Raw genomic sequence first — 24,953 nt, 5'->3', positions numbered from 1 at the left:
AAATGTTCAGGCGGCGGCGATTTCGAGCAGCGCGGCGGTGACGGCGTCGGGTTCGGTGATCATCAGATCGTGGCCGGTGTCGATATCCCACAGCCGCCCTTGCGCCCGCGCGGTGTCGAGCAGTCGCGGGTCGCGGGTGGCGAGGGTGGTGGTGCAGACGATGTGGTACTGCGGGATCTTCCACAGCGCGTCCTCGTTGCGCAGGTCGAGTTTGTCCTCGAAACAGCGCCAGGGGTGTGCGGTCAGCCGCGTCGCCATCCATGTGCTGTCGGCGGGGTCGGTGACCCCGTACAGCAGCGGCGCCTCCGGTCCGGGCAGCAGCACCAACTCCACGCCGTCGACGACCGTGCCGAACGGCCGGGCCGCCTCGATGATCGGCCCGGCGACGTCGACCAGCGACTGCCCGTTCACGGGATTGGCCGCGTCCAGATAGACCAGCCGGCCGACCCGGTCGGTCACCTTGTCGGCCGCGCCGGTGATCACCATGCCGCCGTAGCTGTGGCCGACCAGGATCACCTCCTCGAGATCCTCGTAGTGCAGCAGCGACGCGACGTCTTCGAGGTGGGTCTCCAGCCCGATGCCGGACAGGTTCAGATGCGAGCGTTCGGCCAGTCCGGACAGGGTGGGCGTGTGCACCTCGTGCCCGGCGCGCCGCAGCCGCCGCGCCACCTTCTGATAACACCAGCCGCCGTGCCCGCCGCCGTGCACCAATACGAACGTAGCCATGTCGCTCCTGAAACATCATTCTCGGTAACCGAGAGTCGAATAGTGAGTAATCCGATTACTCGAGTAATGAGATTACTCTGGAGGGATGGCGGGCGAGCAGGAATCGGAGACATCGCAGCGGATCCTGGCCGTCGTGCTCGAGGCCCTCGAGCGCGGCGGGTACCACGGGGTCCATCTCCAGGAGGTCGCCCGCATCGCGCGGGTCTCACTGGCGACGGTGTACAAACTCTTCGGCACCCGCGACGAACTGATCGTCGCGGCGCTGGCACAGTGGATGGCCGGCGCCAGCTACGCCGACCTCACCGCCCCGGAACCGGGAGAATCCCTGTACGACGGGCTGATGCGCCTGTTCCGCCGGGTGTTCGAGCCCTGGGAGCGCAGCCCCCGGATGCTGGAGGCGTTCCATCGCGCCCGCAGCGGTCCCAGCGGGAACCGGCTCGACGCACAGGGCCTGATCGCGGTGCTCCCGGCCGCCGCGGCGGTGCTCGACGGCGCCGACCCGCGGTATCTGGAGGACATCGGATACGTCCTCACCAACCTCAGCTACGGGCTGATCGGCCGGTACGTCGACGGCACGATCGACATCACCGACATCCTGCCGACCCTGGACCGCGCCGTGTACCGGCTCACCGCCGACAACGCTGACCTGGCGACCGCGGCGGTGGTGCGGCGGGCGGAGTCGGAACCCGGCGCGAGCACGCAGGCGCGCCCGTAGCGCCGGATTCAGGCCTCGAACAGGCGCTGCCCCCACCAGTCGTCCGCGCCGAGACCCGGCGGGCAGGCATACAGCGCCGAGCCGGTGTGGGTGATGTACTCCATCATCGCGTCCTTGGTGGCCAGCGCGCGCTGCATGGGCACGAACTGGTTCTGCGCGTTGCGGCAGTAGGCCAGGAAGAACAGGCCGGCGTCCAGGTGGCCGAAACCGTCCGAACCGTCGGTGAAGTTGTAACCGCGGCGCAGGATCTGCACGCCGCCGAGGTTGTCCGGATGCGCGAGCCGCACGTGCGCGGTCTTCGGGATCACCGGCGACCCGCTCGAGGTCACCACGAAATCGGGTTTGTCGAATTCCTTGTCCTTGCCCAGCGGAGCGCCGTCGCCCTTGCTGCGGCCGATGATCGCCTCCTGCTCGGACAGCGCCGCGCGGTCCCACGGCTCGATGTCCATCCGGATCCGCCGGGCCACGAGATAGCTTCCGCCGGTGAGCCATTGGGCCTCGGCGGGATTGTCCTCCGGCGCCACCCAGACCCAGCGGTCGAGCAGATCGGCCTGCTCCGCGGTGAGATTCGCGGTGCCGTCCTTGAAGCCGAACATGTTTCGCGGCGTCTGCTGGCTGCGCGAGGTGCTGGAGGTGCGGCCGAACCCCAGCTGCGACCAGCGGACGCTGACCACGCCGAAGCCCATCCGGGCGAGGTTGCGGATGGCGTGCACCGCCACCTGCGGGTCGTCGGCGCACGCCTGGATGCACAGATCGCCGTCGCTGCGCGAGGTTTCGAGCGCGTCCTTGGCGAACGCCGGCAGTTCCGTGAGCGCCTCCGGGCGGTGCTTCGCCAGGCCGAAGCGGTCCTTGCGGCCCGGCGCGGCCGGGGTGGGGCCGAACAGGCTCGGCCCGAACCCGATCGTCAGGGTCAGCGAGGACGGCGAAAGGCCAAGGGCCTCACCGGTATCCGGCGGCGGAAGGTAACGGCCGTGGCCGGTCGCGCCGCCGTCCACGGTCTCCTGGCCGCGGGTCATCCGCTCCGCCGCCGCCGTCCAGCGTTTGAGCAGGTTGACCAATTCGGTGCGGGAGTCGGTGATCACGTCGAAGGACGCGAAATGCAGCCGATCCTGCACCGGGGTGACGATGCCGGCCTGCCGCGTGCCGCGGAAGTCGACGATGCGGTCGGCGGTGGCCGCGCCGGCGTGCCCGGCCTGGACGACGGTGACGCCGGCGGCGACCCCCGCCACGACCCCCGCACTCGCGGCCGCGCCACCGAACAGGGCACGGCGGGACAGTCGGCCTCCGCGCGGCGCGGGCGCCGCGTCGGCTGCGAGTTCGTCGGTCATGGCGGGATCCTTCGCGTCGCGGGTTTACTTGCCCAGCACCAGGTCCGGGACCTGGCTCAGGGTCGCCGACAGGGCGTCGATCTTGTCGGACAGATCCTTGCGCTGTGGCGCGGTGACCGTGTTGTAGCTCACGTAGCCGTCGCCCTGGCGGTACTGGTCGATGGCGTCGCGCACTGCCTTGAACTGCGCGGTGATCTTGTCGGTGAGACCCGGGTTCTTGGCCGCGATCATCGGCTGCAGTTGACCGATCAGGGCTTCCGAACCGTCGATGTTGGCGGCGAAGTCCCAGAGGTCGGTCCGCGAGTAGCGATCCTCCTCGCCGCCGACCTTGGTCCGGGCGATCTCGTCGACCAGGGCCTGCGGGCCCTTCACGAAGGACTGGTCCTCGAAGTCGAAATCGGTCTTCTTCACCTCGTCGCGCAGCGCGGTGACGTTCTTCAGCAGTGTGTCCGCCTCGGCCGCGATCGCGTCCTTGGTGTCGGACTTGATGTTGTCGAGATCGGACGCGGTGATCTGGTCACCCTTGTCACCGACCTGGTTCGGCTGCGGGGGCCACAGGAACCGCTCGATCCGATGGAATCCGGTGAACGGCTGCTTGCCGTCCTCGGTGTCGTCCCAGCGCATATCGATCGCGGGATCCAGTTCGGCGAACGACTCGGCCACCGGCTCGACCCGCTCGTAGAGGGTGCGGGTGCGGGCGAATTGGGCGCGCGCCCCGTTGAGGTCGCCGGACTTCACCGCCGCGGTGAAAGTGGTGGTCTGCGCGACGAGACCGTCGAGCTGGCCGCGCACGTAGTCCAGATAGCGGACCTTCGCCTGCACCACATCGGCGGGCACCTCGGACTTGGCCTTCTTGTCACCGGACACGGTCAGCGCCTGATGGATTCCGTTGCCCACCATGCCCGGCTTGCAGGCGGTGTCGTACTTGCCCGGATCGGAGATGTCGACGGTGAGCTTGCCGGTCACGCCCGGGCCGATGTTCTCCACCTCGCCGAGCACCCGGTCGTTCGCGCCGAACACGTAGAACTCGGTGACCTTCGATCCGTTGTTGGTGACGTTGAACACCACCTGACCGGTCGAGGCCGTCGTCGCGCCGAGCCGGCACTCGGAGTCGGTGGAGGTCACCGCGACGCCGTCGGCGGAATCGGATTTCGCCGTGCACGCCACCAGCGCCAACGGCGTTGTCACGAGCACTCCGGCGACGACGCCCCACCGGCGCGACAACTTCGGTTTCACTGTGTTTCCTCTCATCCACCGGCTCTTCACGAGACCGGAGTTCCGTCCGGGGACCCGGCCGGAACCGGTTGCGCGGGGGCCGCGGCGGGCTTGCGAGTGTTGCGGCGCGGGCGCAGGAACAGCGCCAGCACCACGACCAGATACACCGCCCAGGCGCACATCTGCAGCACCGTCGGATCCGGGCGCAGGTTGAACAGGCCGGCCAATGTCGTTCCGTACCAGGACGACTGGTCGTAGTGGGCGCTGGCGTCGAAGGCCAGGGTGCCGTTGCCGGGCAGCCAGCCGACCGTCTGCAATGCCCGCACGCCGTAGCCGAGGATGCCGGCGGCGACCACCACCAGCAGCGCACCGGTGAAGGTGAAGAACTTGCCCAGGTCGATGCGGACCGCGCCGAAGTACAGCGCGATGGTCACCACCACGGCGACCAGGATGCCCAGCAGCAGGCCCAGCAGCGGCCAGCTGCTGCCGGAGGTGTTCTCGGCGTAACCGACCATCAGCAACGCGGTTTCGACCCCCTCACGGCCGACCGCGAGGAACGACAGCGACACCACCGCGAAGCCGCCCATCTCGACCGCGTCGGCGAGGCCGCGCCGCAGGTCCGACGAGATGTGCGCCGCCGCACCGCGCATCCACAACACCATGCCGGTGACCACGCAGACCGCCACCAGCGAGGCCACCCCGGCCACCGCCTCGGCGAACATGCCGCTGATCGTCGATGTGCCGTAATGGATTCCGGCGAAGATGGCGACCACCATCACCAGCGCCGCGGCGACGCCGAGCCACAACCACCGGAGATTGTCGCGGCGATCGGACTTCACCAGGAAGGCCGCCAGGATCATCACCACGATCCCGGTCTCCAGCCCCTCCCGCAGCCCGATCAGCCCGCTGCCGAACAGCTGCGTCGTCACCGTGGGCGTCGACAGAGCGAGATACACGCCCACATCACCTCGATCCACTCTCCGCGGACCGGTCGGCCGCGACACATGTTGCGAACGCCATCCCTACTAAGGGTAGGCAATCCTTGTGGTGAGAGTACCTGGACCGCGTGCTGAAAACTACACGCTGCGTAGAATTTCTACAGCAAACGTCCGCAGTGCTTGAATGAGGCTGTGCGACAAGGAAACGACGACGCCCCACCCGGAGCAGGCCGCGGCCGCCGGCGCAGCGGCGAGTTGTCGGGCCTCATCCTCGCCGTACTGCGCACGGCCGGCGGTGAACTGACCCCCGGCGAAGTGTGCGAACGCCTCGGCACGGCCGGCGCCCCGGAACTCGCCTACACCACGGTCGTCACGATCCTCTCCCGCCTGCAATCCCGGGGCCTGCTGGAGCGGCGACGGGTGGGTCGAGCGTACGCCTACCGTGCCGTGGCCGATCCGGCCCGCCTGGCCGCCGGCCGGATGCGGCGGATGCTGGACGCCGAGCACGACCGGGACGCGGTACTCGCCAGCTTCGTCCGCGACCTGTCCGCCGACGACGAGCGGCTGCTGCGCGAACTGCTGGGCACCGACCTCGCGGACAGCTGTGACCTCGCCGGTGACTCCCCGAGCGAAGGGGCGAACTGATGCATGTGGCGGTCTATCTGCCTCTGATCATGCCGATCCTGGCAGCCGTCTCGGCCCGGCGGCTGGCGATGTGGCTGCCACCCCGCTTGGCGACCTGGCTGCTGACCGCCGCCGCCGCGATCTTGGCCGCCGCGAGTTGGCTGGCACTCGCCGCGCTGACGGCGGTGCCGATCGGCCGGGTGCCGGCCGTGGCGCGGTGGGGCCGCTGGTCCACCCATCTGCCCGACCACGACGGCCCGATCTCACTGCTCGTGGGGCTGGCGGCGGGCGCCGCACTCGGCGCCGGGGCGTTCGCGGCCGGGCGGACGATTGTGCGACGGACGCGGGCCGTGCGGGCTGCGGCCCGCACCGCCGGTGCCATGCCGGGCACGGAATCCGTTGTGGTGCTGGACGATCCGGATCCCGATGCCTACGCGATCCCCGGTTCGCCCGGCCGGATCGTGGTCACCACGGGCATGCTGGCGGCCCTCGACGCGCCTGAGCGACACGCACTGCTGGCCCACGAGCGGGCCCACCTGCGAGACCGCCACCACCTGTTCGTCGCGTGCGCCGATCTGGCCGCCGCGGTCGATCCGCTGCTGCGTCCGCTGGCCACCGCCGTCCGGTACACGACCGAGCGCTGGGCCGACGAATCCGCCGTGACCGAGGTCGGTGACCGTCGCCTGGTCGCCCGCGCCATCGGCAAGGCGGCCCTGCGGACCCGTCGCGCGAGCGGCGGCCCGGCCCTCGCGCTGGCCGTCGCCGGCCGCAACCCGGACCGCGGCGGTCCCGTCCCGCGCCGGGTCGCCGCTCTGCTCACCCCCGGCCCCACCGTCCGCCGCACCCGCTGGCTCACCGCCACGGCCCTGGCCGTCGTCGGCTTCGCGGCCGCGACCTGTCTGCACGCCGTCTACGACCTGAACATCCTGTTCGAACACGCCCGGCTGCCGCACTGAGTCGAAAGTCCTTCTCGCCCAGCCGAACTCGGCCACCCGGGCCGGGGCGCGCCGAGTCCGGCCGCCTGCCGCGCGATAGATCCGCGCCGCGGCGGGTACGTCCCGGAGAGAGGCAACGTTTACGAAGGAGGCGGACCATGGCTCATCCCATCACCACCGAACTCGATCAGGAGCAGCAGCGGCTGGCCGGTGACGCGTTGCGCGACACCGTCATCGATCTGACCGATCTCGCGCTGATCGGAAAACAGGCGCACTGGAACGTGATCGGTCCCCGGTTCCGGTCTCTGCACCTCGCCCTCGACGAATTGGTCGACACCGCACGGGAGTTCACGGACTCCGCGGCGGAGCGGGCCACCGCGATCGGGGTCACCCCCGACGGGCGGGTGCGGACGGTCGCGGATCGCTCGGGCATCGACGCGTTCCCGGCCGGCTGGCAGCGCGACGACGACGTCAGCTTCACGATCGCCACGGATCTGGGCATCGTGATCCGGCGGCTGCGCCGCCGCATCGAGGTCACCGACAAGGCCGACCCGGTGACCCAGGACCTCCTCATCGAGATCACCGCCCGCCTGGAGCAGCTGCACTGGATGTGGCAGGCCCAGTCCGCCTGAGCCCGAGACCGGCGGCGGGGGCGCGGATCGCGCCCCCGCCGGTTTCGCTGTGTAGTGGGAACATTCACGCCGCAACGGTGGCCGCGCGACTCGTTTCCGCCTACGGTGTCGGCATGACCGACTACGACCGGGCGCTCATCGAACGGTTCCGTGCCAACGGCGGCCGCCTGGACGCGGCGCTGGGCGGCGCGCCCTTGCTGCTGCTCCACCATGTCGGAGCGCGCACCGGTATCTCCCGGATCACGCCGCTGGGATATTTCCCCTGTCCCGACGGAAGTTTCGCGATCGTCGCCGCCAACGGTGGATCGCCGCGGCACCCGGGCTGGTATCACAATCTGCTGGCACATCCGGACACCTCGGTCGAGGTCGGGACCGAGACCGTCCCGGTCCGCGCCGAGGACCTGACCGGCGCTGCCCGCGAATCACTCTGGAATACTCTCGTCACCCTGGCCCCGGGACTCGGGGCCTTCGCCCGCCGGTCCGGCCGGACCATCCCGCTGCTGGTCCTGCACCGGCTCGACCAGGCGGACTGATCCGCACGAATTACGCGCTCGCGGCGACGAATTCGGTCGCCACCCGGCGATCCCGGCTGTCGGCGCGGCGGGTCGTGTGTACCTCGTCACCATGACCGCGCCGATCGGCATCGACTCGCGGCAGCCGATCGAGCCCGCGTACCCGGCTGCCCGCTCGGCGATTTCCGGCGCTACGACCCGGTTTGCGATGCCGCGCCGACGCTCCCGAGTTCGGCGAGCGAAAGCCGTTGTCGCGGCGGCGCCTCGAGGACGACTTCCGATCGGGTGCCGAGCCGGTTGTCGACGTGCAGGAGTTCGCCGGACCGCAGCAACCGCCAGCCGGGATCCTCGTCCATGCGCTCGCTGGCGACCACCACCGCGGGCAGCTCGGCGAGGCGGCTGCTGTGCGCGTGGACCGTGCCGGCGTGACCCACATGCTCGAGGTGCCGGCCGGCCGGTTGCCGCTCGAGCACGTACAGGTCGTGCGTGTCCGGATAACGCAGTGCCCACAGCTCGGTCGCGGTGGTGAGGATCAGATTCAGGGCGTAGACCGGGAGATGTTCGCCGATCCAGGCCGCCGCGTCGGTGATACCGGCGGTGACGTCGCCGCCGTGCCGGTCGGTGCGCTGGGTGATCAGTGCGAAGACCCGTTCGGAATCGGTTTCCCCGGCGACGAGCCGCCGGTAGTCGCCGAGTTCGGCCTCCAGCTCGTCGAGGCCCCGGACCACCCCGTTGTGCGCGAACAGCCGATCGCGCTGCCGGAACGGGTGGGTATTGCGGCCGGAGAGGCCGCCGGTGGAGGCGTACCGGATGTGTGCGACGAAGGTGACCGACTCGCGCTCGCGGGCCTCGCACGCGAACGCCGTGTCCTCGTACGCCGCGATCGGCTGTTTCTCGACCAGCGGCGCACCGTCGCGACCGAAGGTGCCGAGCCCCGTCCCGTCCGGCTCGCGGCGGCTCTGCGCCGCCAGACTGTCCGGCGCGTCCAGTAACCAGAAGGTGGCCCGCACCCGCTGCGGCGCGGCCGACAAACCGAACAAGCGACACATGGCACTCCCCGGAATCGGTTGGTGCGGACAATGTCTCGGGTGGCGGGACCTCAGGCGGTGGGGCGCAGGCTGCTCAGGACCCGGATGGCGTCCGACAGCGGGATCATCCGCTGCGGCTGTTCGGCGGCCAGGCCCATCTCGATGTACTGCCGGACCAGCATGCTGGAGGTGACGCAGTGGTCGGCCGCGGTGTCGCGCAGGCGTTCCCGCAGCTCCGCCGGCAACTTGAACGTCATGGTCACCATGCCGCGTTCGATCTCCTCGGCCGTCGGCGGCAGCGCGGGCACCGCCGCGGTGTCGTCGAACACCAGTGATTCGAGGATGTCGGCCGGATCCAGGTCAGGCTGCGGCTCGTAGTTCCTGCTCATCGTTCCGCCTCCCATGCGATGTATTCCTTCAGCTGGTGCGGCCGCATTTCCGCCGCCAGCAGGATCTGCCAGGTGTCGAGATCCGAGTGCAGGCGGCGCAGCAGCACCACCAGCGGGCGGCCCTCCTCGGTCCGCCCCCACACGGTGAGTGCGGGGGCACCCTCCGGCGTCGTCACCGGCCGTGGCCAGCGATGGGACGAGTACAGCACGTCCATCACCTCCCACCGCCGCACCCGGGCCCGATCGAAGAACCGGCCCGAGCCGATCCACCACTCGTACTCCACGGATCACACGATAATACCCGGGTATTACCCGCCTGGACCATCCTCCCGCGAGAGGGGGCGATTGCCCGGAGCGGACCGCGGGTGGATTCGATGTGTGCCACCGTCCGGCTCCGGGCTGTCCGGGTCGAGGACGAGACCGGGCCGTACGGTCGCTGACCCGAGATCGCCGGCGAGTCGCGGGTCGGACGGATCAGGCCGGTGTGGTGGCGGAAAAGCGGAAATGGTGTTCGTCGTGCGGGGTGACGACGATGTTCTCGAAGCCGGCGGCGGTCAGGCGGTCCGGGAGCGTGTCCGGGCCGACGGGGACGAAGGTGTCGTCGAGGTGGGCGCGGCGCAGGGCGGGAGTGTCGACCGCGTCGGTGCCGACCAGCGACGCGCCCGGGCGCAGTACCCGGCCGAGCCGGGCGAACAGCAGATCCTGGTGCTGCGGGGAGGGCATGTGGTGCAGCATCGCGAAGCAGGTCACGGCGGTGTAGTGGCGTTCCGGGAGATCGGCGGTGACGGCGTCGCCGTGGATCACGGTGGCTTCCGGCAGTCGCCGGCGCAGCCGGTCGGCCAGGTCGGCGTCGATCTCGACGGCGGTGATCGTCGCGCCCAGTTCCAGCAGCAGATCGGTGCTGAGCCCGGGGCCGGGGCCGATCTCCAGGACGTCGCCGAGATCGGTGACGCGGTCCCGCAGCCACGGCAGCAGCCGGACGCGCAACTCGCCGGCCCAGGCCGGGCTCGCCAGGTAGGTCAGATGGGACTCGTTCACGTTGTGCTCTCCGTTCGTGGATACCGGTGTGCGCCGGTGGAATTCGCGTCGGTGGGCCCGGTTCCATTGGTACGCTCGGGCGGTGGTGACCGGCACTGCCGCATCGGCCGAATCCTTGCTCGCGGCGGCCGATTCCAGGTTCGTCCGCCTGCGCGGAGCGTCCGCGGTCCTCGCCGGGTCGTACACGTTCACGGGCACGGTGGCCGACGCCGGCTGGCACCGGCACGACCTGCATCAGTTGGAGTACGCCGTCGCGGGCGTGATCGAGGTGGAAACGCCGGTGGCCCGGTATCGTTCGCCGTCGCGGCAGGCGGTGTGGATCCCGGCGGGCCTGGCGCACCGGTCGATCCTGCGCGAGGTGCACACGGTCTCGGTGTTTTTCGATCCGGTCCTGTTGCGCGACAACGATTGCCGTGCCCGGGTCCTGCACGCGGGCCCGCTGCTGCGGGAGATGGTGATCCATGCCGGCCGCTGGCCCATCGACCGGCCCGCCACCGAAGCGGGCGGCGAGAGCTACTTCGAGGCGCTGGCGCATCTGGTGCTGGAATGGCTCGGCGACGAACAGCCCTTCCACCTGCCGGTCGGCCGGGATCCGCTGACCGCCGAGATCATGCGCTGGACCGACGCGAACCTGGCCTCGGCGACGCTGCCGCAGGTGTGCCGGGCCGTCGCCGTCTCCGAGCGGACGCTGCGCCGCCGCTTCCACGCCGCCACCGGCATGACCTGGCAGCAGTATCTGCGGCAGAGCCGCCTGCTGCACGCGACCACCCTGCTGGTGGAGACCACCGACACCGTCATGAGCATCGCCACCGCCGTCGGCTTCGACAGCGCGGCGGCCTTCACCCGCGCGTTCGAAAGGTACAGCGGCCGAACCCCGTCCGCGTTCCGCCGGGAACGCCGTTGAGCCGCTTCGCCGACCCGGCAAGCCACCTGTGCCGGTGGTCAGGAGTCCCGTTGCATCAGGAACACTCCTGACGGGGTGCCGCCGCCGGTGGAGACGACCGCGGTGCGGACGTGGGGTACCTGCCGGTCCCCCGCCTCGTGTCGTAGCTGCGCGACCGCTTCGTAGAGGAAGCCGAAGCCGTGGGTGCGGCCTTCGGAGAGCTGGCCGCCGTGCGGGTTCAGTGGTAGCCGGCCGCCGGGGGCGATGCTGCGGCCCTCGTCCAGCCAGTCCTGGGCCTCGCCGAAGCCGCAGAAGCCCAGGCCTTCCAGCCACGAGACGGCGTTGAAGGTGAAGCCGTCGTAGAGCAGTGCCAGGTCGACGTCGTCGGGGCGCAGGTCGGTGCGGCTCCACAGGTGCGCGGACTGTCCGAGGACCTGGGGTTCATGGGTGAGTACGCCTTGGTCCCAGGACGTGCGTTCGAGGATCTGGGTGCCCGCGGCGGCTATCCGTACCGCGGGTTTCGGCAGGTCCGTGGTGGTCTCGGCGGCGGAGACGATCACCGCGATCGAGCCGTCGCACGGCACGTCGCAGTCGTAGAGGCCGAACGGGGAGGAGACCATCCGCGCGGACAGGTAGTCGTCCATCGTGAGCGGATCGCGGTAGATCGCCGCCGGATTGCGCGCCGCGTTGGCCCGGCCGTTGATCGCGATGGCGCCCAGCATCTCTCGCGTGGCGCCGTACTTGTGCAGATAGCGGGTGGCGTTCATGCCGATCCAGTTCGCCGCCGACATCGCGCCGAACGGCAAGCGCCACGCCATCATCGAGCCCGAGGCCCGCCCGCCGGGCGAGCCGAGCCGCAGGGTGCGGTACGTCGATTCCCACACGGTCCGGAAGCAGAGCACATGCCGGCACAGCCCCGCCGACACCGCCAGCATCGCCGCCACCAGCGCACCGCCGGGGCCCGGCAGGTCGCCGCCGCCGTTGTGCCAGGTGGGGTGGATGCGCAGCGCCTCCTCCAGCGCGGTCACCCCGCCCTCGCTCATTCCCGCACCGGCGAAACCGCCGGGGTAGGTGGACAATCCGTCGATGTCGCCGAGGTCGAGCCCGGCATCGGCGACCGCCTCCAGGCAGGCGTCCACGGTCAGTGCCAGCGGATCCACCAGCAGGCGGCGGCCCAGCCGGGAGCGGCCGATTCCGGACAGCACCGAATCGTGCTCGAAGCGCTTGCTGCCCAGCGGCTTTCGTGGCACGTAGCGGACGGGGTCGCCGACCTCGAGGTCGTCGTCCGGCGCGCCGGTGGGGGCGAACACCGGCAGCCACACATCCTCGTGCCGATCGAACCGGACGGCGACCTGCTGCCCGACCCGCACCTCCGCCGGATCGCAGTCGACGATGTTGGTGGTGAGCCGGACGTCCGGATCCTCGGCCAGCGCGACCGTCGCGATCACGTACGGCGGCGGCAGATCCGGCGACCACTGCTGCGCGTTGACCGTGTACCCGGCCACCGTCGCCCGCCCCGAGACCTCGGCCGGGGCGTGCGCCCGGCTGCGGCAGCGCGGGCAGATCGGCGCCGGCGGATGCACCAGCTTCCCGCAGTCCGTGCAGCCCTGGACGCGGAGCTTCCCGTCCGCTCCGGCATGCCAGAACCACTCGGTCGCCGGCGTCACTTCGGGCAACGGTCGCATTCCGGTACCTCGTCCATCCGCGTTGTGAGACGATACTGTCTCGTTTACTTTCGCTGTGCGGCGAACCGTAGTCAAGCCCCCCCGGCATCGGCTGGGCGGGTGGCGCCCGATGGCAAATCGCCTGCGGCACAAAATGATTCGGCGACGACGCGGTTCGCTCCCGCGGAGACCCGCGACTCCGGCCGATTCGCCGGTGCTCCCAACTCGGCGCTGTACGACGCTCCCGATCGGCCGGCCTTTATCAGGATTCCTGTATTATGCGGGGCATAGTCAGAGGGTCCGCACCGCATCGCCGCGGCACGGGTCCGGCAAGGAGTCGCCATGACCACGCTGCGCCAGCGGCTGACCCGGGTGTTCGACGAGCGCCTGCGCAGGACCGAACTGGGCCCGTACGAGGTCGAGGTCGACCGGGATCTGCGCGTGCCGATGGACGACGGTGTGGAGCTGGTCGGCGACCTGTACCGGCCCGTCGGCGCGGACGGGAGCCTGCCGACGATCGTGATCCGCGGGCCCTACGGGCGGCGCGGAGTGCTCGGCGGCTCGGCCCGCGCGCTCGCCTACGAGGGATTCCCGGTGTTCTTCCAGAGCTGCCGGGGCACCTGGGGTTCGCAGGGCGTGTTCACCCCGCAGATCGACGAGCAACGCGACGGCATCGCGACCCACCGCTGGGTGCGCGCGCAGCCCTGGTTCACCGGCCGGCTCGCGACCTTCGGTGAGAGCTACATGGGTTACACCCAGTGGGCCGTCGCCGGCACGATGCTGCGGGAGGATCCGGACAACGCCCCGGAGGCGCTGGTCCTGCAGATCACGATGCCGGATTTCGGCGCGATCACCTGGGACAACGGCGCCTTCTCGCTGCGCAACGCACTGAGTTGGAGCCGCATGATGGACCGGATGAGTCGCGGCGGCCTCGCGATGGCGGGCATCCTGCTGCCGGATCCGAGACTGCGGCGGGCCTTCGACGTATTTCCGCTCGGCCGGGGCGACTCGGCCGCGACCGGGCATCCGATCCCCTGGTACCAGGACTGGGTCCGGCACGAGCGCCTCACCGACGACTACTGGACCCGGCAGTCGCACACCGCGTCGGTGCCCGATGTGACCGCTCCCGTGCTGATGGTCACCGGCTGGTACGACATCTTTCTGCCCTGGCAGTTGCGCACCTACCGGCAACTCGTCGAGGCAGGAAATCCGCCGCAACTCACCGTCGGCCCGTGGGGACATATCTCGCGCGGGAAATCCGCTCCGGCGCACGATGATTCGATCGCCTTCCTGAAGGAGACGTTCGCGGGCGCGGACTCCGGGCGCGCGACCCCGGTCCGCGCGTACGAGACCGGTGCGCGGCAGTGGCACGACCTCGAGGTGTGGCCGCCGGAAGACGCGGCTGTCCAGGATTGGCGCCTGCACCCCGGCGGTGGGTTCGCCACCACCGCCGGACCCGACGGCGCCACGCGCTACACCTACGATCCGCGACGTCCCACCCCGGCGATCGGCGGCCCGAGCCTGGGGCCCGACACCGACCCCGTCGACAACGCCGCGCACGAGAAGCGCTCGGACGTGGTGGTATTCCGGTCCGAACCCCTGGCGGCGGACCTGAGCGTCGCCGGCGAACCGGTCGCCCGCATCCGGATCCGTTCCAGCGCACCGAGTTACGACGTCTTCGTGCGCCTCACCGACCTCCACCCGGACGGCCGCGCGATGACCGTCTGCGACGGCATCCGCCGCATCGGCTCGATCGCCACGGCCCCCACCGATCCGGCGCCCGACGCCGACGGATTCCGGGTGGTCGAGGTCCCGCTGTGGCAGACCTTCCACCGGTTCGCCGCCGGCCACCGGATCGGCGTACAGGTCAGCTCCGGCGCGCATCCGCGGTATGCGCGCAACCCCGGCACCGGCGAGCCCGCCTTCGAGGCGGAGGCCACAGTCGTCGCGCACCAAGAGATTTCGCACACCGGATCGGACGCCTCGCGCATCGACCTGCCGGTCCGGGCCCGCTGACGGACCTCGGAGCCGGACAGCACTGCGGGCACAACCGGATCACGCTCGACCGGCGATCTCGCCCGGGTCGGGCCACTCGTACTCCGCGGATCTCCGGGTGCCCGTCCCGGAGGTACCTCCCGCGAATCGTGGCCGGGCGATCTCCACCTCCGTCCGGCTGCCCCGACCGTATCGGGCGCCGTCGGCCGAATCGAAAGATTTCGTATCGTTTTGGGAGTTCCGACAAATACGATCGGAAACGCTGCGCGTGCGGTCACATGCCGTCGTGATGAAACGGTGATCGGCGCGGTCAATGCTTGACAGGATTCCTGGTACTGTCTAATTTCGAATTGCCCGACCTGTCGTTCGCGTGCTCCGCCCACCGGACGTCGTCCCGAGTAGCAGCGGAATTCCGTTGCCGGGGATATTCGTTCGAATGTGGTACCGGAGGTCGATTCATGTCCGCAATTCCTCGCCGTTCCTTCCTGGGCGCGGCTCTGGCCACGGGAATAACCGCGGCCGGCGCCGGCCGCGCCGCCGCCGACGGCATCGCCGCCCGGATCGGGCGGGTCCGCGTGGTCCGGGAGGACCATCGCGTGATCGTGATCGGCTCCGGCTTCGGCGGCGGCGTCACCGCGCTCCGGCTGGCCGAGGCAGGCGTGCCGGTCCTGGTCCTGGAACGCGGGCGGCGCTGGCCGACCGGTCCCGACTCCGAGACCTTCCCGCACGCGTCGGCTCCCGACAAGCGGATGCTCTGGTACAAGTCGGCCCCCGAACTGTTCGGCAGATCGGTCGGTTTCGACCCGTATCCGGGCCTGCTGGAAACCGTGCTCGGCGACAATATGACGGCTTTGTGCGCGGCCGGTGTCGGCGGCGGCTCGCTGATCTATCAGGGCATGACCCTCCAGCCGGCGAAGGAGGCGTTCGAATCCCAGCTCCCGCCCGAATTGGATTGGGAGACGATGAATCGTGTGCATTATCCACGGGTGGCGAAAATGCTGGGAATCGCCGTCGCCCCCGACGCGTTGATCGACACTCCGAACTACACCGCGGTACGGGTGTTCGCCGATCATGTGCGCCGGGCCGGACTGCCGCTGTCGAAGATTCCGATGCCGATCGACTGGAACTACGCCCTCGACGAGATCCACGGCCGGATGAAACCCTCGTACACCAACGGTGACGGTTCGCTGGGAGTCAACAACGGCGGCAAGCATTCCGTCGACGTCACCTATCTGGCGGCGGCCGAGGCCACGGGCCTGGTGCGGGTGGCCACACTGCACGACGCGACCGATATCGAGCGCGCCCCCGACGGTCGCTGGATCGTCCACGTCGAGCACATCGACGAGCGGGGCACGGTGGTGGAGAACAAGATCCTCACCACCCCGGCGCTGGTACTGGCGGCCGGCAGCCTCAACACCACCCGATTGCTGATGCGGGCCGGCGCCAAGGGGAAGATCCCCGATCTGCCGGACGGCCTCGGTGGCGGCTGGGGCACCAACGCCGATCGCATCTACACGTGGACCTGCCTGGACGCCGACTTCGGTGCGGTACAAGGCGGTCCGGTCGTGTACGGTAGCCTGGACTGGGCCGATCCGGCGCGGGCGGCCACGGTCATCCAGGCGTCGATTCCGCCGATGGGCCTGGACGCCCGCACCACGATGCTCGTCGGTTACGGCGTGAGCGACGCCCGCGGCCGCTTCGTCTACGATTCCGCCGCCGACGATGCCCGATTGCGGTGGCAGCACGACGGCGATGCGGTGGCGCAGAACGGCTGGATCGGGCCGCTGGTGCGGCGAGTGGCGGGACCGGCGGGTCTGTTGTTCGACACCACCGCGGTGGCGCCGACGACGTGGCATCCGCTGGGCGGGGCGAACATGGGCCCGGTGTGCGATCTCGTGGGCCGGGTGCACGGCCAGCGCGGACTCTACGTGCTCGACGGCGCCCTGATCCCGGGCAATTGCGCGGCCTGCAATCCGTCGATGACCATCGCCGCCGTCGCGGAGCGGGCACTGGACGAGCTCGTGAAAACCGATGTCGGGCAACTCATCTGAGGTGGTCGTCAGCCGGGGCCGGGTCGATCGGGCGGGTGGTGCGGGCGACCAGTGCGGCGCGCAGCCGCCACAGGCCGAAGACGTCGTTGGGTTCGATTCCGGTGAGTTCCCGGATTCGCCGCATCCGCCGCGTGACGGTCGCCGGGTGCAGACCGAGCAGTTCCGCTGTGCGGGTGCCGATTCCGCCGGCGCGGATGTGCCGGTCGAGCGCGACGAGCAGTTCGGGCTCCGGGTCGAGCGGATCGAGGATTGCGGCGAGCCGGTCGCGGGCGAATCCGCCGTGCGCGAGTTGATGTTCGACGGCCAGATCGCCGACGCGGTACAGGCCGGGGCCGAGCCCGAGTTGTTCGACGAGATCCAGGAGTTCGTGGGCGTGTTGCCGCGCGGCGGGCAATTCGGGGACGCCGGCCCGGACCGCCGCCGCGGTGAGGGTGAGGTCCGCGGCGGTCGCCGCCGTCGCGAGCAGATCGTCGAGTTCGCGCGCCGGTTCGTGGGGCGCGACCGGAATCAGCACGGTGCCACCGGATTCGGCGACCACCGACAGGACGGCGTCCCGGTGGGCCCGAACTCCGTGCAGCAGTCGCCGCATCGGCGCCAGGACGGTGGGTGCGCCGGAGCGCAGTTGCACGGCGACCACCTCGTAGGCGGCGGCGATCCGTACACCGGCGACGCCGCCGCCACCGGCCGCGCCGCCACCGGCCGGGGTGCCCAGTGCGAGAACGGAATCGGCCAGTGCGCGGCCCGCGGCCGGTGGCGCCGCCAGATAGGGCTGGAGTTGCGGATAGTAGGCGCGCAGTACCGTGCGCGGCAGGTGGACGGCGGCGGCGACGATCATCCGCAGCTGATGGGACAGCGCCGGGGTGGGTTCGGCGGCGAGCCGTTCGATCACCTCCCGCAACGCGTCTTGCAGCGCGTTGTGCGCGTCCACATGGGTCAGGCCCGCGTTGGCCCAGCGGCGAGCGGCCTCGTACACGATGTCGGCCAGTTCGTCCGGCGTGGTGTCGTCCCCGATCGAGGCGGCGAAACGCCCGCACAGCCGCCGTGCCTCGGCGCGGACGTCCGGCAGCGGGGATTTGTTGCGCCGCTGAGCGGGTACGCGGCGAGATCCGTCGCCGGGTGGGGTGATATCCATACTCGAGGGGCAGTTCATGCTCGTTCCGGCCGGATTCCGCGACCGGTGTCGGATGCCTGGATCAGCGACGGAGCCCGATCCTGGGCAAGTGCACAATCTTACGGTGACCCATCCGGGAAGCGGGTGTCAAGCAGCACCGGCGGATCGGCGCAGAAGCGCTGATGTCGCTGCCGCGCCGAGGGATTCGCGCTCAGGCCGTGGCGCGCACGACGATCTCAATGGCCGCCGGTTTGGTCTCCCCCATCGGCAGGCCCAGCACGTCGCGGCCGGCGCGGCGGCCGTAGGTGCGGGTGTCGATCCGGACCGTGGTCAGGGCCGGTCGCCGCAACGCCCCGGCGACCGAATCGCCCAGGCCGATGACGGCCGGCCCCGCGTCTCCCCGGCCGGTCGGGGCCGCCAGTACCGTCAGTGCGAGTTCGTCGGTCAGCGCGGCGACGGCGGTGACCTCCGGCGGCAGATCCGCGCGGGACGGCGCGTGCCCGGGATCGAGCTCGAGCACGACAGCCACCTCCATGTCGAGAGCCCGTGCGGCGGAACGGATGTGCTCGGTCATCAGAGCCAGCTGCCGATCCTCGGACGGCCCGGCCGCGACGGCGATGTGGCGATGGCCGCGCTCGCGCAGGTATCCGATCTGGGTGGCGTAGTGCGCGGCCATGCCGTCGATCCAGCCGCCGTCGGCGATGGCGCGATCCGGCCGCTGGTACAGGGCGGGCAGGTCGATCACGGCCCGCGGATTCAGTGATTCGATCGCGGCCCGGCGGCCGGTCTCGCCCGGTCCGGTGAACGAGACCAGCAGGGTGTGCCCGTGCTCGGCCAGCTCCTCGCCGAGCCCGCGGATGAAATCCTCCAGCAGCCGCGCCCACTGCAGCCCGCCCGCCTCGACGACCACCAGCCGCGAATTGCCTTCGCGCAGTGCGCGAGCCAGGGAATGCGGGACGTAGCCCAGTTCGGTGGCGGCCCGGCGCACCCGATCGCGGGTGGCCTCGGGGATGCTCTGGCCCGGCGCCGAGTTCAGGACGAAACTCACGGTCGCCGGCGACACCCCGGCACGCGCCGCGACGTCGCGCAAAGTGACGCGTGTGGCCATCGGACACCCCTCGATTCTTGTCGGAGCCGATGCTAGCCTACCTACTAAATCGATTTAGTAATCCCTGGAGGCACCGATGAAGACCGTGGTCGTGACCGCGCCGGACCGGACCGAGATCCACGAGGTCGCCGAGCCCGAGGCGGGCCCCGCGGACGTCGTGGTCCGGATGAAGGCGTGCGGGATCTGCGGATCGGACACGCTCTACATCCACGTCGGCGGCATCCCGCCGCGGCAGGGCGACACCCGGCTGGGGCACGAACCCGCCGGGGAGGTGGTGCGGGTCGGGTCCGCGGTCGAGGGCGTGCGGGTCGGCGACCACGTCGTGATCAACCCGATGGCCGCCGCCGACGGCATGATCGGCAACGGTGGCGCCCAGGGCGGGCTGTCGGACATGCTGGTCCTGCGCGAGGCGCGCGCCGGCGTCCAGTTCCGGGTCGTGCCGAAGGAGATCCCCTGGCACGTCGTCGCGCTGAACGAGCCGATGGCCGTGGCCTATCACGGCGTCAACCGGTCCGGCGCGGGTGTGGGGACCAAAGCGGTGGTGTTCGGCGCCGGTCCGGTCGGGCTCGGCACGGCGATCGGCCTGAAGGCCAAGGGCGCCGAGCACGTCGTGGTCGTCGACGTGGTGCCGAACCGGCTCGAGAAGGCTGTGCGGGTCGGCGCGGACGCGGTGATCGACTCGTCCCGGGAGGACGTGATCGAGCGGCTGAAGGACCTGCACGGCGAGGTGCCCGGCTTCATGGGCCGCGCGAGCCGACCGGCGACCGACGTCTACCTCGACGCCGCGGGCGTCCCGGCGGTGATCGAGACGGCGCTGCGCGCGATGCGGCACCGCGGCGTGCTGACGATCATCGCCGTGCACAAGCGGCCGGTGCCGATCGACTTCCAGGAGATCCTGACCACCGAGGTCGACATCCGGATGTCGATGGGCTATCCCACCGAGATCTTCGAGGTGACCGATTCGATCATCGCGGACTGGGACAAGTACCAGCACATCGTGAGCGATGTCGTCCCGTTCGCCGAGGTCGAGCGCGGGCTGGCGCTCGCGGCCACGCCGGGGGCGACCGACAAGGTGGTCGTCACGTTCGACTGAGCGTCCGTTCCTGCTCCGCGGCGCCGATGATGTTGCGCGCCATGCCGCCGAAGACGATCGCGTGGAACGGGGCGATCGCCTTCCAGTACAGGTGCCCGGCCAGTCCGTGCGGTTCGAACAGGGCGCGCTGATGGTAGGTCGCGCCCGAATCGTCCGGCGCCACGGACAGTTCCAGCCAGGCCCGGCCCGGCACCCGCATCTCCGCGCGCAGCCGCAGCACCCGCGGCCGCTCGAGGTGCTCGACCCGCCACCAGTCCAGGGCCTCGCCCTCGTGCAGCCGGCGCGGATCGCGGCGGCCGCGGCGCAGCCCGGCTCCGCCGACGAACCGGTCGATCCAGCCGCGCAGCGACCAGGCCAGCGGGAACGAGTACCAGCCGTGCTCGCCGCCGATCGCCTCCACCACCGACCACAGTGTGGCCGGATCGGCGGTGGTGTGCCGGCTGCGGACGTCCTGATAGAGCGAGCCGCCGGACCAGTCCGGGTCGATCGGCAGCGAATCCGACGGCGCGCCCGGCACATCCGCGTCCGACCAGCGGGTCGGCACATCCAGATCGCGAATTCGCCGCAGCGCCAGCTCGACCGCGCGCCGATATCCGGTGAGACCGCCGGGTGGATCCGGAATGTGTTGCGCGATATCGTGTTCCCGGCAGACCGCGTCGTTGATCAGCGATTCGATCAACGGCACGGCGATCGAGCGCGGCACCGGCGTCACCAGGTTGACCCACTGCGCCGACAGCCACGGCGTCAGCACGGGCACCGGCACGATGCCGCGGCGCGGCAGCCCCGCCACCGCCGCGTACTCGCGCATCATGCCGGCGTAGGTGAGCACGTCCGGGCCGCCGATATCGAAGAATCCCGCGAAGTCGCCCGGCACCGCCGCGGCCCGGGTCAGGTAGTAGAGCACGTCGCGCACCGCGATCGGCTGGATCAGGTTGCGCACCCAGCGCGGGGTGACCATGACCGGCAGCCGTTCGGTCAGATAGCGCAGGATCTCGAAGCTGGCCGAGCCGGAACCGATGATCACCGCCGCCTGGAACACCACCGCCGGCACCGGCCCCGCCGCCAGGATCCGGCCGACCTCGGCCCGCGAGGCCAGATGCCGCGACATCCGCTGCCCGACCGGCACGATGCCGCCGAGGTAGACCAGCCGCCGCACCCCGGCCGCCGCGGCCTCGGCGGCCAGCGATTCGGCCGCGAGCCGGTCCACGGCCACGAAATCCGATCGGTGCAGCGAGTGGACCAGGTAGTACACGATCTCCTGGCCGTCCACTGCGGCTCGCAGATCCTCGGCGGAGGTCACATCGCCCCGCACGATCTCCACCCGATCACGCCACGGCGCCTCGGCGAGCTTGCCGGGTGTCCGGGCGACGACCCGCACCTCGTGGCCCGCCGCCAGCAGCTCCGGGACCAGTCGCCCCCCGATGTAGCCGGTCGCCCCGAACACGACGCACCGCATCCGAACCACCTCCTGCCGCACGGCCTCGTGGTCCGCCCCACCCTATCCGCCCCGCTGACGGCCCGAGTAGAACAGCTATCGTTCAGCAACAATCGGGGCTATCGTGGTAGCGCAGGTTGGGTCGCCGACGACCCCCTCTCGACAACTATGAGAATTTGATGGCCGACATCGACATCGCCGCCACGCAGCGGGACATGTCCACCGGGGTCCGCGCGGAGCTGGTGGCGGGGGGTTTCGACGGCCCGGAGGAGGTCGGCCACGGTGGATTCGGCGTCGTGTACCGCTGCCGGGAGCCCGAGTTGGAGCGGATGGTCGCGGTCAAGCTCCTGCTGTCGGAGGTGCACGGCGACGAGCGGGGCCGGTTCGTCCGGGAACAGCGGGCGCTGGGCCGGTTGTCCGGGCATCCGCACATCGTCCAGGTGCTCCGGATCGATCTCACGGCGACCGGCCGGCCGTTCATCGTGATGCCGTATTTCACCCGCGGGTCGCTGGATCGGGTGGTGCGGGCGACCGGGCCGCTGCGCTGGCCCGACGCGCTCTCGATCGGGGTCCGGATGGCCGGCGCGCTGGCCGCCGCGCACGCGGTCGGCATCGTGCACGGTGACGTCAAACCGGGCAACATCCTGCTCACCGACTACGGCGAACCGCTGTTGTCGGATTTCGGCATCGCCCGCTTCGGCGACGAGACGATGAGCGCGTCGGCGCTGGTCCAGGGAACTCCTGCCTACACCGCGCCCGAGGTGCTGCGCGGCGCGGTCCAGAACGCCGTCGCGGACGTGTACGGACTGGGCGCGACGCTGTATTACCTGACCACCGGCCACTGCCCCGCGGCCCGGCCCGGCGGCGAGGCCGGTGACCTCGGCGCCGACCTCGAGGCCTACGGCGTCCCGGACGAGGCGCGCGACGCGATCGTGGCCGCGCTGTCGGCCGATCCCGAGGACCGGCCCGGCTCGGCGATCGAATTCGGCGAACTGCTGCGCGAGGCGCAGCGCGACACCGGGCAGCCGGTCGACACGATGGCGATGCCGGTCGACGGGGCCGAGTCCGCGCGCACGGTCCTGCCCGCGCAGCCGATCGCGCCGGTGACCCCGCCACCGCCGCCGATCGCGGCGACCAAGTTCCGGCCGCCGGCCCCGGCCCGCGCGGTCGTCGAGCGCACCCGCCTGCTGGACATCCTCCGCGCCGCCGCCGAGCGCCGCCTGATCCTCGTCCACGGCCCGGCCGGATTCGGCAAGACCACCCTGGTGGTGCAGTGGGCCCGCGAACTGCGGGCTACCGGCGTGCCGGTGGCCTGGCTGACCGTGGACGCCGACGACGACAACGTGGTCTGGTTCCTCACCCACCTGATCGAGGCGATCCGCCGGGTGCGCCCCGAACTGGCTCGCGAACTCGGCGACCTGCTCGAGGAACGGTCCTCCAACGCGACCCGCTCGGTGCTGTCGGCGCTGATCGACGAGATCCACGACAGCGGGCAGCCGATCGTGCTCGTCATCGACGATTGGCATCGAATCAACGGCCGCAAGACCTTCGCCGCGGTCGACTATCTGCTCGAACACGGCTGCCACCACCTGAAACTGGTGGTGGCCGGCCGCGCCCGCACGGGCCTGCCGCTGAGCAAACTGCGAGTGGCCGACGAACTGGTCGAGATCGACACCGCGGCACTGCGTTTCGACCCCGAGGAGACCGGCACCTTCCTGGTCGGGGTGAGCGGCCTGCCGCTGACCGGCGAGGACGTGACCCGCATCCTGGAGTCGACCGAGGGGTGGCCCGCCGGATTGCGGCTGGCGCAGTTGTCGCTGTCCGGGCGCGACGATCCGTCCGGATTCATCGACAACCTGTCCGGACGGCATCACGCGATCGGCGACTATCTCACCGAGAACGTGCTGGACTCGCTGGACCCGCCGCTGCTGGACTTCCTGATGGCGACCACGATCACCCCCCGGATCTGCGCGGGCCTGGCGGCCGCGCTGTCCGGCCGCGCCGATGCCCGGGCCCTGCTGGAACAGATCGCCGACCGGAACCTGTTCCTGCACCGGATGGAGGAGAACGAGAGCGGTGAGTGGTTCCGCTACCACGGCCTGTTCGCCGACCACCTGCAGCGCCGGCTGGGCTACTGGGATCCGGACCGCGTGCAGGTCCTGCACGCGCGCGCCGCGGCCTGGTTCGCCGACCACGATCTGCTGATCGAGGCGGTCGACCACACCCTGGCCGCGGGCGACCCGGAAGGCGCGGTGGACCTGGTCGAATCCCAGGCGATGGGGCTGATCGTGAACTCCCGGATGGCGACGATCCTGGGCCTGCTCGCCAAACTGCCCGCCTCCCTGACCGATGTCCGGCCGCGGTTGCAACTGTGCGCGGCCTGGGCGAACGTCGGGCTCGAACGCGGCGTCCGGGTGTACACGGCGGCCCGCAAGGTCGAATCCGCGATCGAGGCCTCCGGCACGCCGGAACCGCAGGCCACCGCGTTCCGGGTCGAGGCCGCGCTGGCGATCGGGATGGAGGAGTACATCGCCGACCGGCTGGAGAACCTCTCGGAGCTGGTCCCCGAGCACATCACCGCGCTGGACAACACGATCGTGGCGATGAACGCGGCCGACCTCGCCGCGGTCGACGCCCTGAACCGGTTCGACTTCGATGGGGTGCGGCACTGGCACGGGCAGGCGCTGTACTACGGCCGGGAACTGCCCTCGCTGGCCGTGATGCACAGTCACTGCGTCGCGGGCCTGTCCGAGGTGGAGCAGGTGCATCCGAGCGCGGCCGAGGCGCACTTCACCACCGCGATCGCCGCGGTGAACCCGGAATCGGAGGTGGTGGTCCGGGCCACGGAACTGGCCGGCGCCTTCCTCGGGGACCTGCGGTATCGGCAGAACCGGCTGACGGAGGCCGGGGAACGGCTTGCCACGGCGCTGGGCCGGCACGGCGACCCGCGCAGCGCCGAGGTCGCCCTCGCCGGGTACGGCACCGGCGCCCGGATAGCGGTGATCCACGGCGATATCGAACACGCGGAGCGGTTGCTGCGCACGGGGGAACGCCTGGCGCAGGATCGCTCGCTGCCCCGGCTGGCCGCCCGGATGATCAACGAACGGTTGCGCATCGGCCTGCCGGTCCCCGACGACGTCCGCGCCCGGCTGCTGAACCTGCCACCGTATCGGGCGCAGCACATCAGGATTCGGGCCGCGCTCGCCGAACTCGCGCAGGAGTCGGCGATCCGGATGCTGCTGACCGACGGGACCCCCGCCGCGCTCGCCGCCGCCCGCGAGCGGGCGGAGGTCATGTACCGGGAGATCCTGACCCTGAATCGCCCACGAGCCAAGGTCGATTCGAGCCTGCTGTACGCGTGTTGCCTGTGGGCCACCGGCGAACACGAGGCCGCCTGCGCGATCGCCCGGCCCGCGGTGACCCTGTGCGTCGAACGCGGCGTGCCCCGGCTGGCGCAGGACGCGGGTCCGTACATGTCCGAGATCAGTGCGGCGGTGGGTCCGGAGTGCCTGCCGCACTTGGGTGAATGAGTT

General features: G+C 70.6%; 22 protein-coding genes. 10 read left to right on the top strand and 12 right to left on the bottom strand.

What is annotated here, in order from left to right:
* Positions 1–6 precede the first annotated feature (6 nt).
* Positions 7–726: an alpha/beta fold hydrolase gene (locus NRB56_RS16945; RefSeq protein WP_153343306.1), complete on the bottom strand. Its 720-nt coding sequence runs from the start codon at positions 724–726 to the stop codon at positions 7–9.
* 85 nt (positions 727–811) lie between these two features.
* On the opposite strand from NRB56_RS16945, the gene NRB56_RS16940 reads away from it, so the two are divergent.
* Positions 812–1,441 carry a TetR family transcriptional regulator gene (locus NRB56_RS16940; RefSeq protein WP_153343304.1) on the top strand — a complete coding sequence of 210 codons (630 nt, stop codon included), beginning with the start codon at positions 812–814 and terminating at the stop codon, positions 1,439–1,441.
* A gap of 8 nt (positions 1,442–1,449) precedes the next feature.
* Here the strand turns inward: NRB56_RS16940 and efeB are convergent, their stop codons facing one another.
* The 3 genes from efeB to efeU are packed head-to-tail and all read right to left on the bottom strand — an operon-like array spanning position 1,450 to position 4,946.
* Complete coding sequence (gene efeB / locus NRB56_RS16935) at positions 1,450–2,769, bottom strand: iron uptake transporter deferrochelatase/peroxidase subunit (protein ID WP_153343302.1); 1,320 nt, start codon at positions 2,767–2,769, stop codon at positions 1,450–1,452.
* 24 nt (positions 2,770–2,793) lie between these two features.
* Entirely contained in the window at positions 2,794–4,005 is a 1,212-nt protein-coding gene (gene efeO / locus NRB56_RS16930) for an iron uptake system protein EfeO (RefSeq protein WP_406603491.1), read from the bottom strand.
* Between the two features lie 26 nt (positions 4,006–4,031).
* Positions 4,032–4,946 (bottom strand): iron uptake transporter permease EfeU, encoded by a 915-nt coding sequence (gene efeU, locus NRB56_RS16925; RefSeq protein ID WP_319943098.1) that lies wholly within the window; start codon positions 4,944–4,946, stop codon positions 4,032–4,034.
* A gap of 168 nt (positions 4,947–5,114) precedes the next feature.
* On the opposite strand from efeU, the gene NRB56_RS16920 reads away from it, so the two are divergent.
* From NRB56_RS16920 to NRB56_RS16905, 4 genes are all read left to right on the top strand, one after another.
* Positions 5,115–5,567, top strand: a complete 453-nt coding sequence (locus NRB56_RS16920; RefSeq protein WP_319943097.1) for a BlaI/MecI/CopY family transcriptional regulator — start codon at positions 5,115–5,117, stop codon at positions 5,565–5,567.
* Positions 5,567–6,502 carry a M56 family metallopeptidase gene (locus tag NRB56_RS16915; protein ID WP_153343296.1) on the top strand — a complete coding sequence of 312 codons (936 nt, stop codon included), beginning with the start codon at positions 5,567–5,569 and terminating at the stop codon, positions 6,500–6,502. Before NRB56_RS16920 ends, NRB56_RS16915 begins: the two co-directional genes overlap by 1 nt.
* Before the next feature lie 137 nt (positions 6,503–6,639).
* The gene (locus NRB56_RS16910; RefSeq protein WP_153343294.1) at positions 6,640–7,113 is read left to right on the top strand and encodes a Dps family protein; all 474 of its coding nucleotides are present in this window, start codon (positions 6,640–6,642) and stop codon (positions 7,111–7,113) included.
* 113 nt (positions 7,114–7,226) lie between these two features.
* Positions 7,227–7,646: a nitroreductase/quinone reductase family protein gene (locus NRB56_RS16905; protein ID WP_153343292.1), complete on the top strand. Its 420-nt coding sequence runs from the start codon at positions 7,227–7,229 to the stop codon at positions 7,644–7,646.
* 170 nt (positions 7,647–7,816) lie between these two features.
* Here NRB56_RS16905 and NRB56_RS16900 read toward each other — a convergent pair whose 3' ends face one another.
* The 4 genes from NRB56_RS16900 to NRB56_RS16885 all read right to left on the bottom strand — a co-directional run bounded on the left by NRB56_RS16900 (position 7,817) and on the right by NRB56_RS16885 (position 10,080).
* Positions 7,817–8,674 (bottom strand): class II glutamine amidotransferase, encoded by an 858-nt coding sequence (locus NRB56_RS16900; protein WP_153343290.1) that lies wholly within the window; start codon positions 8,672–8,674, stop codon positions 7,817–7,819.
* A 50-nt stretch (positions 8,675–8,724) separates the two neighbouring features.
* Positions 8,725–9,042 carry a hypothetical protein gene (locus NRB56_RS16895; protein WP_153343288.1) on the bottom strand — a complete coding sequence of 106 codons (318 nt, stop codon included), beginning with the start codon at positions 9,040–9,042 and terminating at the stop codon, positions 8,725–8,727.
* The gene (locus NRB56_RS16890; RefSeq protein WP_194290891.1) at positions 9,039–9,326 is read right to left on the bottom strand and encodes a hypothetical protein; all 288 of its coding nucleotides are present in this window, start codon (positions 9,324–9,326) and stop codon (positions 9,039–9,041) included. The genes NRB56_RS16895 and NRB56_RS16890 overlap by 4 nt, the downstream gene beginning before the upstream one ends.
* 190 nt (positions 9,327–9,516) lie before the next feature.
* Positions 9,517–10,080 (bottom strand): class I SAM-dependent methyltransferase, encoded by a 564-nt coding sequence (locus NRB56_RS16885; RefSeq protein ID WP_319943096.1) that lies wholly within the window; start codon positions 10,078–10,080, stop codon positions 9,517–9,519.
* Between the two features lie 82 nt (positions 10,081–10,162).
* On the opposite strand from NRB56_RS16885, the gene NRB56_RS16880 reads away from it, so the two are divergent.
* On the top strand, positions 10,163–10,984 hold the full coding sequence (locus NRB56_RS16880) for an AraC family transcriptional regulator (protein WP_319943095.1): 822 nt from the start codon (positions 10,163–10,165) through the stop codon (positions 10,982–10,984).
* A gap of 38 nt (positions 10,985–11,022) precedes the next feature.
* On the opposite strand, the gene NRB56_RS16875 is transcribed toward NRB56_RS16880, so the two are convergent.
* On the bottom strand, positions 11,023–12,648 hold the full coding sequence (locus NRB56_RS16875) for a thiolase C-terminal domain-containing protein (RefSeq protein ID WP_153343286.1): 1,626 nt from the start codon (positions 12,646–12,648) through the stop codon (positions 11,023–11,025).
* Between the two features lie 321 nt (positions 12,649–12,969).
* Between NRB56_RS16875 and NRB56_RS16870 the strand changes: the two genes are divergently transcribed.
* Together NRB56_RS16870 and NRB56_RS16865 are read left to right on the top strand one after the other, a co-directional pair.
* Complete coding sequence (locus tag NRB56_RS16870; protein WP_153343284.1) at positions 12,970–14,643, top strand: CocE/NonD family hydrolase; 1,674 nt, start codon at positions 12,970–12,972, stop codon at positions 14,641–14,643.
* Positions 14,644–15,080: 437 nt separating this feature from the next.
* Positions 15,081–16,673: a GMC oxidoreductase gene (locus NRB56_RS16865; protein WP_153343282.1), complete on the top strand. Its 1,593-nt coding sequence runs from the start codon at positions 15,081–15,083 to the stop codon at positions 16,671–16,673.
* Here the strand turns inward: NRB56_RS16865 and NRB56_RS16860 are convergent.
* On the bottom strand, positions 16,666–17,805 hold the full coding sequence (locus NRB56_RS16860) for a PucR family transcriptional regulator (protein WP_194290890.1): 1,140 nt from the start codon (positions 17,803–17,805) through the stop codon (positions 16,666–16,668). The genes NRB56_RS16865 and NRB56_RS16860 overlap by 8 nt on opposite strands.
* Positions 17,806–17,995: 190 nt before the next feature.
* Positions 17,996–18,892: a LacI family DNA-binding transcriptional regulator gene (locus NRB56_RS16855; RefSeq protein WP_153343278.1), complete on the bottom strand. Its 897-nt coding sequence runs from the start codon at positions 18,890–18,892 to the stop codon at positions 17,996–17,998.
* Between the two features lie 76 nt (positions 18,893–18,968).
* Here NRB56_RS16855 and NRB56_RS16850 point away from each other — a divergent pair, with 76 nt between their 5' ends.
* Entirely contained in the window at positions 18,969–19,985 is a 1,017-nt protein-coding gene (locus tag NRB56_RS16850) for a zinc-dependent alcohol dehydrogenase (protein WP_153343276.1), read from the top strand.
* Here NRB56_RS16850 and NRB56_RS16845 read toward each other — a convergent pair.
* Positions 19,972–21,441 (bottom strand): SDR family oxidoreductase, encoded by a 1,470-nt coding sequence (locus NRB56_RS16845; protein WP_153343274.1) that lies wholly within the window; start codon positions 21,439–21,441, stop codon positions 19,972–19,974. The genes NRB56_RS16850 and NRB56_RS16845 overlap by 14 nt on opposite strands.
* Before the next feature lie 158 nt (positions 21,442–21,599).
* Between NRB56_RS16845 and NRB56_RS16840 the strand changes: the two genes are divergently transcribed.
* A complete protein-coding gene (locus NRB56_RS16840) occupies positions 21,600–24,950 on the top strand; it encodes a serine/threonine-protein kinase (protein WP_227837871.1) in 3,351 nt (1,116 codons plus the stop codon).
* Positions 24,951–24,953 lie beyond the last annotated feature (3 nt).

The organism is Nocardia aurantia, from assembly GCF_009604425.1.
GTDB classification, from domain to species: domain Bacteria; phylum Actinomycetota; class Actinomycetes; order Mycobacteriales; family Mycobacteriaceae; genus Nocardia; species Nocardia aurantia.
The sequence above is the reverse complement of the archived record's forward strand: the minus strand, read 5'-3'. Positions and strand labels throughout refer to the sequence as shown.